Genomic DNA, 14962 nt, shown 5'->3' with positions numbered 1-14962 from the left:
CCGTCGGGCAGGTCAGGCCGAGATGAACTCGCGCACGAAGGCCGAGGCGGGCCGGGCGCGGATGTCCTGCGGCTTGCCGATCTGCTCGATCTTGCCCATCGACATGACAACGACCAGGTCGGCAAGTTCCATCGCCTCATCCTGGTCGTGGGTGACGAAGACGGTGGTCAGGCCGGTGGTGTCGTGGATGTCGCGCAGGCCCTGGCGAAGCTCCTTGCGGACCTTGGCGTCGAGCGCGCCGAAGGGTTCGTCGAGTAGCAGCATCCTCGGCTCGATGGCGAGCGCACGGGCCAGGGCGACGCGCTGGCGTTGGCCGCCGGACAGCTGGCTGGGGTAGCGCGCGCCGATGTCCGGGAGTTGGATCAGGTCGAGGAGTTTCGTGACCCGGCGGGCGACTTCGGTCTTGCCGGGGCGGGTGGCGCGGGGGCGGGCGTTCAGCCCGTAGGCGATGTTGTCGAACACGGTCATGTGGCGGAAGAGCGCGTAGCTTTGAAAGACGAAGCCCGCGCGGCGCTGCTGGACGGTCAGGCCGGTGGCATCGGTCCCGTCGAAGAGGACGCGGCCGGAGGTGGGGAATTCGAGGCCGCCGAGGATGCGCAGGAGCGTGGTCTTGCCCGAGCCCGAGGGGCCGAGCAGCGCCACCAGCGCGCCGGAAGGGATGGCCAGCGAGACGGGGGTCAGCGCGGCGGTGGTGCCGAAGCTTTTGGAGATTTCGTCGATTTCGATGTGCATGGGCGGTCCCCCTAGTGGCGGCGGCTGGCGGCAAGCGCGTCGGCGTGCCGGATTTCGAGGAAGGTCTTCAGCCCGAGCGTCAGGAGGCCGAGGAAGGCCAGGACGGCGGCAAGGGTGAAGGCGGCGACCGAAAGGTATTCGTTGTAGAGCATCTCGATGGTGATCGGCATCGTGGCGGTCTGGCCGCGGATCTTGCCGGAGACGACGGCGACCGCCCCGAACTCGCCCATCGCGCGGGCGTTGCAGAGAAGGATGCCGTAGAGAAGTGCCCAGCGGATGTTGGGCAGGGTCACGGTGCGGAAGGTGCGCCAGCCGGAGGCGCCGAGGGTCAGGGCAGCCTCTTCCTCGGCCCGGCCCTGTTCGACCATGACCGGGATCAGCTCGCGCGCGACGAAGGGGAAGGTCACGATCATCGAGGCGAGGACGATGCCGGGCAGGGCGAAGACGATGGGGTAGCCTGCATCGGTGAGGATGCCGCCGATCCAGCTGTTCGCCCCGAAGGTCAGGACGACGCAGAGGCCAACGACGACCGGGGAGACGCTGAACGGCAGGTCGATCAGGGTCAGCAGCACCGCCTTACCCCGGAAGTCGTATTTGGTGATGAACCAGGCGGCGGCCACGCCGAAGACGGCGTTCAGCGGCACGGCGATGGCGGCGACGGTCAGGCTCAGGCGGACGGCCGAGGTCGCCTCGGGGTCGCCGAGCGAGGAGATGGCGTCCCACCAGCCCTTGCGCAGCGCCTCGTAGAAGACGGTGACCAGGGGTGCGAAGAGGAGGAGCGCCAGCACGACCAGCACACTGCCGATGAGCAGGCGGCGGACGAGGGGGGTCTCCTCGGTGGCGGGGCGCCAGGTGGCGGGGGTGTCAGACATAGCCAATTCTCCGGCGGCTCCAGACCTGGATCGCGTTGATGAGAAGGAGAAGCGCGAAGGAGATGACCAGCATGGCGATGCCGATGGCGGTCGCCCCTTCGTAGTTGAACTCTTCCAGCTTGATGACGATGAGGAGGGGCGCGATTTCCGTCTTCATCGGCAGGTTCCCGGCGATGAAAATGACCGAGCCGTATTCGCCGACCGCTCGCGCGAGCGACAAGGCAAAGCCGGTCAGCGCGGCAGGGGAGAGCATCGGCAGGATGACGTGCCGGATCGTATGGGCGCGGCTGGCGCCGAGGGTGGCGGAGGCTTCCTCGACCTCGCGCTCGATCTCGTCGATCACCGGCTGGACGGTGCGGGTGACGAAGGGCAGGCCCACGAAGATGAGGGCGATGAAAATGCCGCTGGGGGTGTAGGCGATCTTGAAGCCAAGGTCTTTTGCAAGCGCTCCGAAGGCGCCGTTCGGCGCATAGAGCGCGGTCAGCGCGATGCCGGCGACGGCGGTCGGCAGGGCGAAGGGCAGGTCGACGGCGGCGTCGATCAGGCGGCGGCCGGGGAAACGGTAGCGCGCCAGCACCCAGGCCAGCGCCACGCCGAACACCAGGTTGAAGACGGCGGCCAGGGCCGACAGCCGGAACGACAGCCAAAGCGCCGACCAGATGCGCGCGGTGTTCACTTCCGTCCACAGCCGGTCCGGCCCGGCGGCGGCACCCTTCACCAGAAGGGCGCCGATCGGCAGAAGGACCACCAGTGACAGAAGCGTGATCGTGATGCCGGCACTGATCCCGAGGCCGGGGATCGAAGAGCGGTGGATGAGGGGTCTGCCCATCGGGTTTCCTATGCAGGACGGGTCGGCATGTGGTGCCGACCCGCTGGTTCAGGAGAAGCGGTTACTTCGCGACGTAGATCTGGTCGAAGATGCCGCCGTCGGCGAAATGCTTGGCCTGCACGTCCTTCCAGCCGCCGAAGGAGGCGATGTCGCGCAGCTCCAGTTGCGGGAAACGGGCCACGTCTTCCGGGGCGGCTTTCGACGTGTCCCAGCCGCGATAGTAATCCTTGAAGATGATCGCCTGGGCTTCCGGCGTGTAGAGGAAGTTCAGGTAGCCCTCGGCCAGCTTCCGCTGCTCATCGGTTTTGATATTGGCCTCGACCAGCGCCACCGGCGGTTCGGCCAGCACCGAGACCGAGGGGACGACGATGTCGAACTGGTCCTCGCCAAGCTCGTTCAGGGCGAGGTAGGCCTCGTTCTCCCAGGCGAGGAGGACGTCACCGATGCCGCGCTGGGCGAAGGTGGTCGTCGAATCACGCGCGCCCTTGTCCAGCACCGGGACATGCTCGAACAGCGCCTTGACGAAGGCCTGCGGGTCCTGGCCGTTCTTCTCGGCCCAGGCCCAGGCGGCCAGATAGTTCCAGCGCGCGCCGCCGCTGGTCTTCGGGTTCGGGGTGATCACCTCGACGCCCTCGGCGGCCAGATCGCCCCAGTCCTTCAGGCCCTTCGGGTTCCCCTCTCGCACCAGGAAGACGATGGTCGAGGTATAAGGCGAGGAGTTGTGCGGCAGTTTCGACTGCCAGTCTTCCGGCAGCTTGCCCTCGGCAGCGATCTTGTCGATGTCGGCAGCCAGCGCCAGCGTGACGACCTGCGCCTCCAGCCCCTCGATCACCGCGCGGGCCTGCGACCCCGAGCCGCCATGCGACTGCTCGATGGTGGGCGCCTCGTTGCCTTGCGCGGTCCAGTAGGCGACGAAGGCCTCGTTCAGGTCGCGATACAGCTCGCGCGTCGGGTCGTAGCTGACGTTCAGCAGGCTTTCGGCGGCCACCGGCGCCGGGGCCGCGCCGAGCCCGAGGGTGGCGAGGGCCGCAGCGGCGACGAGGCCTTTCAGCCGCGAAACCGGCCAGCCGGTCAGGCGGCGCAGGCCGTCGGCGATGGTGAGGCGACCGTCACTATGGCGTTCGGCGACGGGGCCTTGCGCGGTCACGGTGCCGGCGAGGGTGATGGTGGCGAGCATGGTCTTCTCCTTGGAGATCGGAAGGGGTCGGTAGGGCATCAGCCCCAGAACGGTTTGCGGCAGGTGCAGATGGGTCATCCCGGTTCTCCGATCGGTTCGACGCGGGCTTCCCAGACCGAGGCGTCGCGGCCTTCCAGCAGATCGGCGACCGCTTCGGTGGGGTTGCGGGTGAAGATCACCAGCGGGCTGCCGTTGACGCGGTGGGTCAGGCCGGTGCGGCGGTCGATCAGCCGGACGGCGCAGGTGGCGCGAGAGGTCCGGGGCATGGGCGCGTGGGCCAGCCCGGCCTGTCCGAAGACGGTGCGGGGGGATAGGGCGGCGGTCATTGTCCTTCTCCTTCGCTGTCGGGGCATAAGCCCGTTGCTCCTTAATAACGACAGCAAAGGTCGAGTATTGCAAAGGAAAATACTCGCTGAAGTTTGTCGTGATTAGAGAAGAACGTTCTACGTCTCGCACGCCCGGGCCAGGCGCACTTCGGCGGAATTGCAAAACGATGTCAGAGGCTTAGGTCTACTCCGCCGCGCCCATGACCTGGTCGGCCACTGTGCCGGAGCGCAGCATGTCCTCCAGCGTCAGCGAGTCGATGATCAGCAGGTAGGACCAGAACACCTCGGCAAAGACCTTGCGGATGCGGCAGGTGGCTTCGTCCGTGCAATCCTCGCAGCGCTGATAGGCCCGGCGCGACAGGCAGGGCAGGGGCGCGATGGGCCCGTCGATGGTGCGCAGAAGTTCCGAGATCGAGATGTCGGAGGGCTTCTTGATCAGGCTGTAGCCGCCCGAGCGCCCCCGGATCGAGGCGATCACACCGGCGTTGCGCACTTCCAGCAGGATGTGTTCCAGAAAGCGCTTGGGCGTGCCCGACCGCTTGGCGATCTGTTCGATCGTCAGCGGCTCCGGCTGGCCCTTGGCGGCCTCGTCGGCCAGGACCAGAAGCGCCTTCAGGGCGTATTTCATCTTCTGCGTGATCATGACGAAAGGCTACGCGCCGGATCGTCGAGAATCAACGTAGCGAATCCCCGACGCGGGCTTTCCCAGCGCGGCGTCACCGAAAAACCCCAGTCCAACCCCAAGGAAAACAGGGGAAAAGTGGGAGCCGGTTAAATACGATAAAGACTATAGACTTTTAGTGATTTCACGGCATGCTAACGAGGAAGACCTCTGCCAAGGGCCTGACCATGACCGATCTCGACCTGATCGACCGCAAGATCGTCGCCGAGCTGATGCAGGACGCGACCCTGCCGATTGCGCAGATCGCCGATAAGGCGGGGCTGTCGCAGACGCCGGCCTGGAAGCGGATCCAGAAGCTGGAGGCGACGGGCGTGCTGACCGGACGCGTCGCCCTGGCCGATCCGGCGAAGCTGGGGTTCGGGCTGACGGTGTTCGTGGGCATCGAGGCGCCGGACCATTCGCCGGACTGGCGCGACGCTTTTGCCCGTGCGGTCGACGGTATCCCCGAGATCATGGAGGTCTACCGGATGGCGGGCGAGCTGGACTACCTGTTGCGCGTCGCGGTGCAGGACATGGCGGCCTTCGACGCGCTGTACAAGCGGCTGACCGATGCGGTGCCGATCAAGAACGTGACCAGCCATTTCGCGATGGAGCGGATGAAGTTCACCACCGCCTACCCGGTGGATACAAGGAACCGGTAGAATGGCATTCTCTTTCGGGCCCAGTCTTTGGAACCCTTAATCACGACATCGTTGATAGATTTAACGTCGGCGCAGATTCGCGAAGGACGATGCAAATGACCAAGACCCAGATCGTTCCCGGCCTCGACGGCTCGCGCGCGCCGCGTTGGAAGGACGGGTGGCCCGCGACCGATCCGCGCGCCGGAAGCCTCGCGCGGTCCTGGCAGGCCGATCTGCTGGATAGGGGCTTTGCCGGGCACATCAACGGCGCATCGGGCCTCGGCCTCTGGTCGGGCGGCAAATCACTGCGCGATGACCTGCTGGCGGACTGCGCGGGGCGCCAGACTGCCGCTTTGCAGCGGCGGGAGGTCCCGGCATGAACCGCCTGTTCCGCCATGCAAAACCCGGCGTCACGGGCTATGTCGCGCTGCTGGTCTTCGCCTTGACCTACCTCTCCGCCCTGGCGCTGGTGTTGGCGGCCGGGTGAGACGACCCCGAAAACCTCAGCCTGTCGCCTGCCGGATAGCCCTGGCCCAGCGATCACGCGCGTCGTAGCGGATCGCGGGGTCCATCTGCGGCGTCACCATCGTCGTATCGGACAGCGGCGCCAACGCCCCGCCCATAGCCGCCATCGCCATTCCGGCGACCCCGAAGGCGCCGATCTCCTCGATGCGCGAGACCCGGACGGGCCGGTCGATCAGGTCGGCTTGCAGTTGCATCAGGAACGCATTTCCCGAGGCCCCGCCGTCTGCGCTGAGGGTGGAGAGGCGTTGGCCGGTATCAGCCTGCATCGCCTCGAACACATCCGCGATCTGGTGGGCGATGGCCTCGAAGGTCGCTCGGGCAAGGTGAGCGGGCTTTGTCCCATGCGTCATGCCGGAAATCGTGCCGCGTGCCGCATCGCTCCAGTGCGGCGCGCCAAGGCCGGCGAGGGCGGGGACGAAGCTGACACCCGCGCTGTCGGGCACGGTCTGCGCCAGGGCCGAAAGGGCGGCGGCATCGGGCAGGCCCAGCAGACCGGCCATGAAGGCGGCGGCCTGCGCCGAGACGGTGATGTTGCCTTCGAGCGCGTGCGCGGTGCCGTGCCGGTCAGTCCAGGCGATGGTGCCGGAGAGGCCGTGGTTGGAGGCAGTGCGGGCGGGCGTCAGGGTCATGAGGCTGGAGCCGGTGCCGTAGGTGGCCTTCACGGCTCCGGGTTTGCGGATGCCGTGGCCGTAGAGGGCAGCGTGGCTGTCGCCCAGCATTGCGTGGATCGGGATGCCGGGCGGCAGGGCGGTCACGCCGGGGGCTGTGGTGCCGAACAGGCTGTCGGAGGGGAGGGGCGTCGGCAGGCAGGAGATATCGGCGCCGAAGATGCGGGCCAGATCAGGCGAGTAGGCCAGCGTTTCGGTATCGAACAGCTGGGTGCGGCTGGCATTGGAATGGTCGGTGGCGAAAGTCGCGCCGCCGGTCAGGTTCCACAAAAGCCAGCTGTCCACCGTGCCCATCCGCAGCCGTCCCTGCTCCAGCAGATCGCGCGCGGCGGGGACGTGTTCCAGCACCCAGGCCGCTTTCCCCGCCGGGAACAGCGGGTTGATGCCAAGGCCGGTGCGGGCGACGACGAAAGGGTCGTGGCCTGCGGTGATCAGGGCGGCCGAGGCCTTCGCGGTGCGGCGGCATTGCCAGATCGGTGCCGGGCAGATCGGGGCGCTGGTCTGGCTGTCCCAGGCCACCAGCGTCTCGCGCTGGTTGGCGATGGCGATGGCGTCGATTTGCGGGCCGGTGTCGACGACGATCCGGGCGATGACCGACTGGACCGAGGCCCAGATGTCGACGGCGGATTGTTCGGCCCAGCCGGGATGCGGGTAGCTGGTCGTCAGCGGCGCCGAGGCGCGGGCGAGGATGCGGCCCTGGTCGTCGATCAGCAGCGCCTTGGTGTTGGTGGTGCCCTGGTCGATGGCAAGGACGCGCATCCGGGTCAGCCCTTGCGTGCGAGGGCGCGGTGGGCGGCAACGGCGATGCCTTCGGGGGAGAGGCCGTATTCCTTGAACAGCCAGTCGGTCGAGCCGGTGGGCAGGAAACCGGGGAAGCCGACCCGCTCCACCGGGACGGGCCTGTAGGCGGCGGTGAATTCGGCGACTGCCCCGCCAAGGCCGCCGCGGACCGAGGCTTCCTCGACCGTGACGATGGCCCCCGTCGCGGCGGCGGCATGCAGGGCGTCTTCGTCCAGCGGGTTGATGGTCGAGAAGTTCAGGACGCGGGCGGAGATGCCGTCGGCCTTCAGTCGGTCGGCGACCTGGGCGGCGAGGTGGACGGTGGTGCCGCAGGCGACGAGGGTGAGGTCATCGCCCTGGCGGACCACTTCGGCCTTGCCCGGGCGGAACGCGCGGTTCGGGATGGTGAGGTCGGGGACCGGCATCCGGGAAAGGCGCAGGTAGACCGGGCCCTCATGGTTCGCGGCCCATTTCACCGCTTCCGCCGTTTCCCAGGCATCGGCGGGGACGATCACGGTCAGGTTGGTGAGCGGACGGAGCCACGCGAAATCCTCGATGGAATGGTGGGTGGCGCCAAGCTCGCCATAGGCGATGCCAGAGGACTGGCCGACCAGTTTCACGTTGAAGTTGGCATAGGTGATGTCGGCCTTGACCTGCTCCAGCGCGCGGCCCGTGAGGAAGCAGGAGGCGGCGGAGACGAAGGGGATGCGGCCGCCGTTCGCCAGCCCCGCTCCGACGCCGACCATCACCTGCTCGGCGATGCCGACGTTGATAATCCGGTCGGGGAATTTCTTCTGGAAGCTGTTCAGCTTGGAGGAACCGACCGAGTCATTGACGACCGCGACGATGCGGGGGTCGGCCTCGGCCAGCTGTTCCAGCGTCTGGACCCAGATGTTCCGGCAATCCTGGAACCCGGCGGCGGTGGGGGCGGCGGTTGCCATCAGACCAGTTCCTTCATCGCTTGGTCGAATTGTGCGTCGGTCGGGACACCGTGGTGCCAGGAGGCAACGTTTTCCATGAAGGAGACGCCCTTGCCCTTCACCGTGTTGGCGATGACGCAGCGGGGTTTGGTGCCGGGGGCGGCGGAGAGGGTGGCGAGGAGGGCGGCGTGATCGTGGCCGTCGACCTCGACCACGTCGAAGCCGAAGGCGCGGTACTTGTCATCCAGCGGATCGAGGCCCGAGGTTTCCTCGGTCCCCGCGCCCTGTTGCAGGCGGTTGCGGTCGATGATCAGGGTGAGGTGGTTGAGCTTGCGGTGGCCGCAGACCATCGCGGCCTCCCAGTTCGAGCCTTCCTGCTGCTCGCCGTCGCCGGTGAGGACGAAGGTGCGAAAGCGCGCCCCGGTCAGTTGCCCGGCGATGGCGATGCCGGTGGCGACCGGGAAGCCGTGGCCGAGCGGGCCGGTGTTGGTCTCGATCCCGGGCAGGTAGTTGCGGTTCGGGTGGCCGTTCAGGAGCGACTTCGGCTGCATGTAGGTCGGTAGCCAGTCTTCGGGGAAATAGCCCGCAGCGCAGAGCGTGGCGTAAAGCGCGCCGGTGGCATGGCCTTTCGACATGACGAAACGGTCACGCTCGGCCCAGTCGGGGCGTTTCGGGTCGTAGTTCAGGACGCCGAAATAGAGCGTGGCCAGGATGTCCATCGCCGAGAAGTCGCCGCCGGGGTGGCCCAGCTGCGCGCGGTGGACCATCGTGAAGGCGGTGCGGCGCATCCAGAGCGCCTTGTCCCGGATCAGGGGAAGCTTGTCGTTGGTCAGCATGGGTCAGAACCGGTTGGGGATGTGGAGTTGCGGTTCGGGCTCGGCCCCGTGGTGGTAGATCGGCCAGCCGAGGTAGCGGGTGACGGCCTCGTTCACCACGTCGGCATGGTGGCCGCGGACCATCGCGACGTGGTGTTCGAAGCCGTTCTGGGTGACGAAGCGCAGGAGTTTCCGCAGACCCTGGACGCGGGTGGTGGCGATGCCGCCGTCCATCGCGAAGGGGTGGTCGGTGAACTCGCCTTGACCGAGGTAGCACTTGACGGTGCCGCGGCGGTCGTCGGTGGACAGGCGGAAATAGGTCATCGGGCCGGGCTTCACCTTGCCCTTGACCGCGCCGAAGCATTTCGACCGGCCGATGGTCTCGCCCAAGACGTCAAGCTCGCCCACCTCGGGCGTGTCGCCGATGAAGGACTTGGGGTAGTTGCCGCAATGGGTGCAGACGCAGAGGTCTTCCTCATAGGCGTAGTTGTTGTTCCAGTCGAGGATCGCCGGGGGCGCGCCACTGGCCAGCGCGAGGGCGTACATTGAGAGCGCCCCCATGATGTCGACCTCGCAGGCGGAGGGCATCAGATCCTCGCCCATCATCGACATGGTCAGGCAGGTGGCGCAGCCGAAGTTGTCCTGCAGTGACCGCCAGCACTGGATGGCGCTGGCGTCGCAGCCGTTGTCGGCGATCCAGCGGTTGACGGCGAGGGTCCAGCGGGCCTGTTTCTCGATCTGTGAGGGCTGGATATGGGCGGGGATGTTGCCGTAGCCCTTCACCTTGGTCAGCGTCGCCTGTAGCGCCGGATCGTCGCTCTGGATGGCCGAGGCGGCGCCCATCATCTCGGACAGGTCCACGGTCACGACGGTGACACCGGCGGCCTGGAGCAGCTTTTCCGAATAGCGCATGGTCTGGAAGGCGCCGGTGCGGGCACCGATGGAGCCGAGGCGGGCATGGCGCAGGCCCTTCACGGTGCGGCAGACCCGGGCGAAACGCTCCAGGTCGCGGCCGAATTCCTCGCCCCAGGTGTCGCAGGTGTGGCTGGTGGTTTCCGTGAAGGGGACGCCGTATTGCCAGAAGTTGTTGGTGACGCTGATCTTGCCGCAGAAGGCATCGCGGCGGTCCTTGACGCTGACCTTCGACACCTCGTCGTTCGAGGCCTGGAGGAGGATCGGCACGTTCAGCCGGGCGCGGTTCACCAGTTCGGCCACCGCGATCTCATCGCCGAAGTTCGGCAGGCAGATCACCAGACCGTCGATCTTGTCGGCATTGGCGCGGAAATGCGCGGCGTAGAGGTCGGCGTCGGCGATGGATTGCACTGCGCCGTTCGCGGTGGCCTCGAACGGAAGTGTGACGGCGTCGATGTTGAGCTTGGCAAGCTGCGCCAGCACGTCATCGCGGGCATCCTTGCAGGGCGCGGGGCTGAAGAAGGCCCGGCTGCCGATGACGACGCCAAGGCTGATCTTGCGACGGAAGATGGTGCTCATTGGTTTCCCCCTGCCTGCGGGCGCTCGTCGACATCCGCCGGCTGGTTTCGAGTATTTTCGATTGGTATCGTATTATCGCGACTCTTGGCGCCACGCAATAGGCTTTGCGGCAGATGCCGCGACTTTGGGCCACACAGGCGTCGCCTGTGATTGTTGTCTGGTGGGCGGCCATGCTGCAAGCGCAAAGATCGAAAGCAATAGAAAGCATTTGACAATGATAGGCGAGAGAAGGATGCATATTGCGCAACGAGTCGAATCGTATCGACATCGTATGAAAGGGAGGACATCATGATTCTGAACCGCCGCCTTCTGGTCGGGGGCATGGCTGCCGCTGTCGCGGGCATCCTGCCGACGCTAAGCCTCGCGCAAGGCAAGGGCACCATCGCCATCATCACCCCCAGCCACGACAACCCGTTCTTCAAGGCCGAGGCTGACGGTGCCGCAGCCAAAGCCGCCGAGCTTGGCTATGAAGTCATGGTGCTGGTGCATGACGACGACGCCAACAAGCAGAACGAGCTGTTCGACAGCGCCATCGCCGCGGGCGTCAAGGCGATCATCCTGGACAACGCAGGCGCCGACGCCTCGGTCGCCGCCGTGCAGAAGGCCAAGGATGCGGGGATCCCGTCCTTCCTGATCGACCGCGAGATCACCGCGACCGGCGTCGCCGTCAGCCAGATCGTGTCGAACAACTACCAGGGCGCGCAGCTGGGTGCCGAGGAATTCGTCAAGCTGATGGGCGAGGCGGGCGATTTCGCCGAGTTGATCGGCAAGGAGAGCGACACCAACGCGGGTATCCGGTCGAAGGGTTATCACGACGTGATCGACCAGTATCCGGACCTGAAGCTGGTCGCCAGCCAGACCGCCAACTGGTCGCAGACCGAGGCCTATTCGGTGATGGAATCGATGCTGCAGGCGAACCCGTCGATCAAGGGCGTGATCTCGGGCAACGACACCATGGCGATGGGCGCCTGGGCCGCGCTGGAAGCGGCTGGCCGGACCGACGTGATCGTGGTCGGCTTCGACGGGTCGAACGATGTCCGCGACAGCATCCTGAAGGGCGGGATCAAGGCGACCGTGCTGCAACCGGCCTATGCCCAGGCGCAGATGGCGGTCGAGCAGGCCGACAAGGTGATCGGCGGCGGCACGACCGGGGCCGAGGAAAAGCAGCTGATGGACTGCGTGCTGATCAACGCGGACAATGCTTCGAAGCTGGAAACCTTCGCTCTGACCGCGTGATCTGACTGGCCGACGCCCGGCGCGCGCTCTCCCTGTCGCGCGCCGGGTCTTTCCCTGGAAGACCGTCATGAAAACCGTTTTCGCAGCACTTGGCCTGATGGCCGCGCTGGCCCTGCCGGGCTGCAAGATCGTGAAAACCGTCGCCGGGGGCGAGACCGCCGCCGCCGAGGCAGGCGAGGCGGGCGATGACGCGCGGATCGCGGCGCTGCTGGACAAGACCTACGAGGCCGAGCTTCTGCCGCTGATCGCCAAGGCGCTGCCGGTGGCCGACCTGCGCGCGGCTCTGGCCGGTGGGCTGGAGGCGGCGGGCGCGGCGCATGGCAACAAGGGCTCGGGCGAGGGCGCGGCCTGGAACTTCGCGGTGAAGGGCGAGGGTAAGGTGGTCGAGGCCAACCTGACCTCGCGCGCGCGGAAGGCGATGCTGGACACCGATGGCGATGGCAAGGCCGACCTGACGCTGCAACTGGGGCCGGTGATCAAGGGGTCGTCCCTGCGTGACGTGGCCCCGTTCTACAAATTCGGCGATTTCCGCGACCAGATTGAATTCGCCAAGCTGGCGCGGGCGTTGAATGACCGGGCCTCGGCTGGGTTGCAGGTGCCGGAGGGGGAACTGGTCGGCAAGACCGTCGGCTTCTCGGGCACGGTGGACCTGAAGGCGGCGACGGATCCCTGGCTTGTGACCGCCGTCACCCTGTCGGTCGCGCCATGACGGGCGAGATCGGGCTGTCGATCCGGGGGGGCGTCAAGGTCTACCCCGGCACGCGGGCGCTGAAGGGCGTGGACTTCGACCTGAGGATGGGCGCGGTCAACGTGCTGGTGGGCGAGAATGGGGCCGGAAAATCCACCCTGATGAAGGTCATCGCCGGGGTCGAGAGCCTGACCGAGGGCCGGATCGAGATGGCGGGACGCGAGGTCCATTTCCGCACCAAGGCCGATGCGGTGAAGGCGGGGATCGGCATCGTCTTCCAGGAGCTGAACCTGTTCCCGAACCTGACAGTGGCCGAGAACATCTTCATCGGGCATGAGCCGGTGCGGGGCGGGGTGGACATCGACACCGGCGCGCAGGCGCAGGCGACCCGGGCGCTGATGGCGCGGTTGGAGCAGGACATCGCGCCGGACACGCCGCTGGATCACTTGCGGGTCGGGCAGCAGCAGATCGTCGAGATCGCCAAGGCTTTGTCGCAGGATGCGCGGATACTGATCCTGGACGAGCCGACGAGTGCGCTGTCGGCGGCTGAGGTGGAGGTGCTGTTCCGGGTGATCGCCGAGCTGAAATCTCAGGGGGTGGGGATCGTCTACATCTCGCACCGGCTGGACGAGCTGATCCGGGTCGGCGACTGGATCACCGTGTTGCGCGATGGCGAGATCACCGGCTCGCGACCGATGGAAGGCGTCGACATCCCGTGGATCGTCAAGGCGATGATCGGCGAGAAGACCAAGGAGTTTCCGCGCACCGATGCGGCGGCTTTCGGGGCAGAGGTGTTCCGCGCCGAGGAGGTGACGCTGCCCCGCGCGGGGGGCGGCTATGCGGTGGACCATGTCAGCCTGTCGGTGCGGCAAGGCGAGATCGTCGGGCTTTACGGATTGATGGGCGCCGGCCGGACCGAATTCCTGGAATGCGTGATGGCACAGCATCCGGGGTCGGGCGGGCGGATGTTCGTCGACGGTCAGCCACTGCGCGAGCGTGACGTGGCGGGGCGGATCGCAAGGGGAATCGCGCTGATCCCCGAGGACCGCAAGCGCGACGGGTTGGTGCAGATCATGGCGATCCGCGAGAATCTGACGCTGTCCTCGCTGGGGCTGTTCACGAAGGGTTTCCACCTGAACCTGAAGGCCGAGGCGGCGAAGGCGCTGGCCTTCGTGAAGCGGCTGACGATCAAGATCGCCAGCGCGGAGAACCCGGTGTCGTCGCTGTCGGGTGGGAACCAGCAGAAGGTGGTGATCGGCAAGGCGCTGATGACCTCGCCGAAGATATTGCTGATGGACGAGCCGAGTCGCGGCATCGACATCGGCGCCAAGGCCGAAGTGTTCCGCACCATGCGCGATCTGGCGACGCAGGGGTTGGGGATATTGTTCGTGACCTCCGACCTCGACGAGGTGCTGGCGCTGTCGGACCGCATCCTCGTCATGGCCAATGGCCGGATCAGCGGGGAATTTCCGGCCGGGACCGAGGCCGCCACCGTGATCGCCGCCGCGACGCCGACATTCCAGAAGGACCAAGCCGCATGACCGCCTTTGTTGCCCCGCCCCAGCAGAACTGGCTGCTTCTGGTCCTGCGCCTGCGCACCTTCGTCGCGCTGATCCTGGTGCTGGCCTATTTCAGCGTCATGGCGCCGAACTTCCTGTCGGCGGCCAATGCGGTGATCGTGTCGAAGCACGTCGCGCTGAATGCGTTCCTGGCTATCGGGATGACCTTCGTGATCATCACCGGCGGGATCGACCTTTCGGTCGGCTCCATCGTGGGCCTCTGCGCGATGGTGGCGGGCTGGCTGGTGCTGAACGGGGTGGACCTTGGCGTGGGCTACACCGTCTGGTTCAACACCTGGGAGCTCGTGGGGATCACGCTTCTGGTGGGCGTGGGAGTCGGGTTTATCAACGGCATCCTGATCACCCGGCTGAACGTCGCGCCCTTCATCGCGACGCTTGGCACGCTGTATATCGCGCGCGGGGCCGCGCTCTTGTCGTCGGACGGGCGGACCTTTCCGAACCTGTCGGGCACCGAGGAAATGGGAACCGCGAGCTTTCCCTTCATCGGCACCGGCACCCTGCTGGGCCTGCCGGTGATGATCTGGCTGCTGGTCGCGGTGGCGCTGGCGGCGCATTACGTCTCGCGCCGGACGCCTTTGGGCCGCCACATCTACGCCGTCGGCGGCAACGAGCGCGGCGCGGCGCTGTCGGGGGTCAAGGTCGACCGGGTGAAGCTGTTCGTCTACATGTTCTCGGGCTTCTGCGCCGCACTGGTGGGGATCATCATCGCCAGCCAGTTGCAGGCCGCGCATCCGGCGACGGGCGAGACTTTCGAACTGAACGCCATCGCGGCGGCGGTGCTGGGCGGGACCTCGATGTCGGGCGGGCGGGGGCGCATCTTCGGGACCATCATCGGCGCCTTCGTCATCGGCATCCTGTCGGACGGGCTGATCATGATGGGGGTGTCGAGCTTCTGGCAGACGGTGATCAAGGGCGTGGTGATCGTGCTGGCGGTGGTCATCGACCAGGCGCAAAGCCGGTTGCAGGCGCGGGTCGCGCTGGCGCAGGAGGCCGCGGCCAGCCGCTGATGCGGTTGGTTTTT

16 protein-coding genes are annotated in these 14962 nt (G+C 66.7%); 6 read left to right on the top strand and 10 right to left on the bottom strand.

Features of this window, described 5'->3' with window-relative positions:
* Positions 1–12: 12 nt before the first annotated feature.
* From ACE3P6_RS17605 to ACE3P6_RS17580, 6 genes are all read right to left on the bottom strand, one after another.
* Positions 13–732: a sulfate/molybdate ABC transporter ATP-binding protein gene (locus ACE3P6_RS17605; protein ID WP_374397666.1), complete on the bottom strand. Its 720-nt coding sequence runs from the start codon at positions 730–732 to the stop codon at positions 13–15.
* An 11-nt stretch (positions 733–743) separates the two neighbouring features.
* Entirely contained in the window at positions 744–1604 is an 861-nt protein-coding gene (cysW, locus tag ACE3P6_RS17600; protein WP_374397664.1) for a sulfate ABC transporter permease subunit CysW, read from the bottom strand.
* Positions 1597–2433: a sulfate ABC transporter permease subunit CysT gene (gene cysT, locus ACE3P6_RS17595; protein ID WP_374397662.1), complete on the bottom strand. Its 837-nt coding sequence runs from the start codon at positions 2431–2433 to the stop codon at positions 1597–1599. The genes cysW and cysT overlap by 8 nt, the downstream gene beginning before the upstream one ends.
* 61 nt (positions 2434–2494) lie before the next feature.
* Positions 2495–3610: a sulfate ABC transporter substrate-binding protein gene (locus tag ACE3P6_RS17590; RefSeq protein ID WP_374397744.1), complete on the bottom strand. Its 1116-nt coding sequence runs from the start codon at positions 3608–3610 to the stop codon at positions 2495–2497.
* Positions 3611–3684: 74 nt separating this feature from the next.
* Complete coding sequence (locus ACE3P6_RS17585) at positions 3685–3936, bottom strand: hypothetical protein (RefSeq protein ID WP_374397660.1); 252 nt, start codon at positions 3934–3936, stop codon at positions 3685–3687.
* A 184-nt stretch (positions 3937–4120) separates the two neighbouring features.
* A complete protein-coding gene (locus ACE3P6_RS17580; RefSeq protein WP_374397658.1) occupies positions 4121–4579 on the bottom strand; it encodes an Rrf2 family transcriptional regulator in 459 nt (152 codons plus the stop codon).
* A gap of 206 nt (positions 4580–4785) precedes the next feature.
* Between ACE3P6_RS17580 and ACE3P6_RS17575 the strand changes: the two genes are divergently transcribed.
* Entirely contained in the window at positions 4786–5259 is a 474-nt protein-coding gene (locus ACE3P6_RS17575) for an Lrp/AsnC family transcriptional regulator (RefSeq protein WP_374373518.1), read from the top strand.
* 95 nt (positions 5260–5354) lie between these two features.
* Entirely contained in the window at positions 5355–5618 is a 264-nt protein-coding gene (locus ACE3P6_RS17570) for an alpha/beta hydrolase (protein WP_374397656.1), read from the top strand.
* A gap of 123 nt (positions 5619–5741) precedes the next feature.
* Here the strand turns inward: ACE3P6_RS17570 and ACE3P6_RS17565 are convergent, their stop codons facing one another.
* The 4 genes from ACE3P6_RS17565 to ACE3P6_RS17550 are packed head-to-tail and all read right to left on the bottom strand — an operon-like array spanning position 5742 to position 10437.
* Positions 5742–7190, bottom strand: coding sequence for a glycerol kinase (locus ACE3P6_RS17565; RefSeq protein WP_374397654.1), 1449 nt, complete (start codon positions 7188–7190; stop codon positions 5742–5744).
* A gap of 5 nt (positions 7191–7195) precedes the next feature.
* Positions 7196–8152, bottom strand: a complete 957-nt coding sequence (locus tag ACE3P6_RS17560; protein WP_374397652.1) for a transketolase family protein — start codon at positions 8150–8152, stop codon at positions 7196–7198.
* Positions 8152–8967, bottom strand: coding sequence for a transketolase (locus ACE3P6_RS17555; protein ID WP_374397650.1), 816 nt, complete (start codon positions 8965–8967; stop codon positions 8152–8154). The genes ACE3P6_RS17560 and ACE3P6_RS17555 overlap by 1 nt, the downstream gene beginning before the upstream one ends.
* Before the next feature lie 3 nt (positions 8968–8970).
* A complete protein-coding gene (locus tag ACE3P6_RS17550) occupies positions 8971–10437 on the bottom strand; it encodes an L-fucose/L-arabinose isomerase family protein (RefSeq protein WP_374397648.1) in 1467 nt (488 codons plus the stop codon).
* A gap of 288 nt (positions 10438–10725) precedes the next feature.
* Between ACE3P6_RS17550 and ACE3P6_RS17545 the strand changes: the two genes are divergently transcribed.
* The 4 genes from ACE3P6_RS17545 to ACE3P6_RS17530 all read left to right on the top strand — a co-directional run bounded on the left by ACE3P6_RS17545 (position 10726) and on the right by ACE3P6_RS17530 (position 14948).
* Positions 10726–11673, top strand: coding sequence for a D-ribose ABC transporter substrate-binding protein (locus ACE3P6_RS17545; protein ID WP_374397646.1), 948 nt, complete (start codon positions 10726–10728; stop codon positions 11671–11673).
* Positions 11674–11740: 67 nt separating this feature from the next.
* Entirely contained in the window at positions 11741–12382 is a 642-nt protein-coding gene (locus tag ACE3P6_RS17540) for a DUF2291 family protein (protein ID WP_374397644.1), read from the top strand.
* Positions 12379–13902 (top strand): sugar ABC transporter ATP-binding protein, encoded by a 1524-nt coding sequence (locus ACE3P6_RS17535; protein WP_374397642.1) that lies wholly within the window; start codon positions 12379–12381, stop codon positions 13900–13902. The genes ACE3P6_RS17540 and ACE3P6_RS17535 overlap by 4 nt, the downstream gene beginning before the upstream one ends.
* Complete coding sequence (locus tag ACE3P6_RS17530; protein ID WP_374397640.1) at positions 13899–14948, top strand: ABC transporter permease; 1050 nt, start codon at positions 13899–13901, stop codon at positions 14946–14948. Before ACE3P6_RS17535 ends, ACE3P6_RS17530 begins: the two co-directional genes overlap by 4 nt.
* Positions 14949–14962: the final 14 nt, after the last annotated feature.

It is taken from the genome of Tabrizicola sp., assembly GCF_041911175.1.
GTDB lineage: Bacteria > Pseudomonadota > Alphaproteobacteria > Rhodobacterales > Rhodobacteraceae > Tabrizicola.
This window is presented reverse-complemented; position numbering and strand designations above follow the sequence as displayed.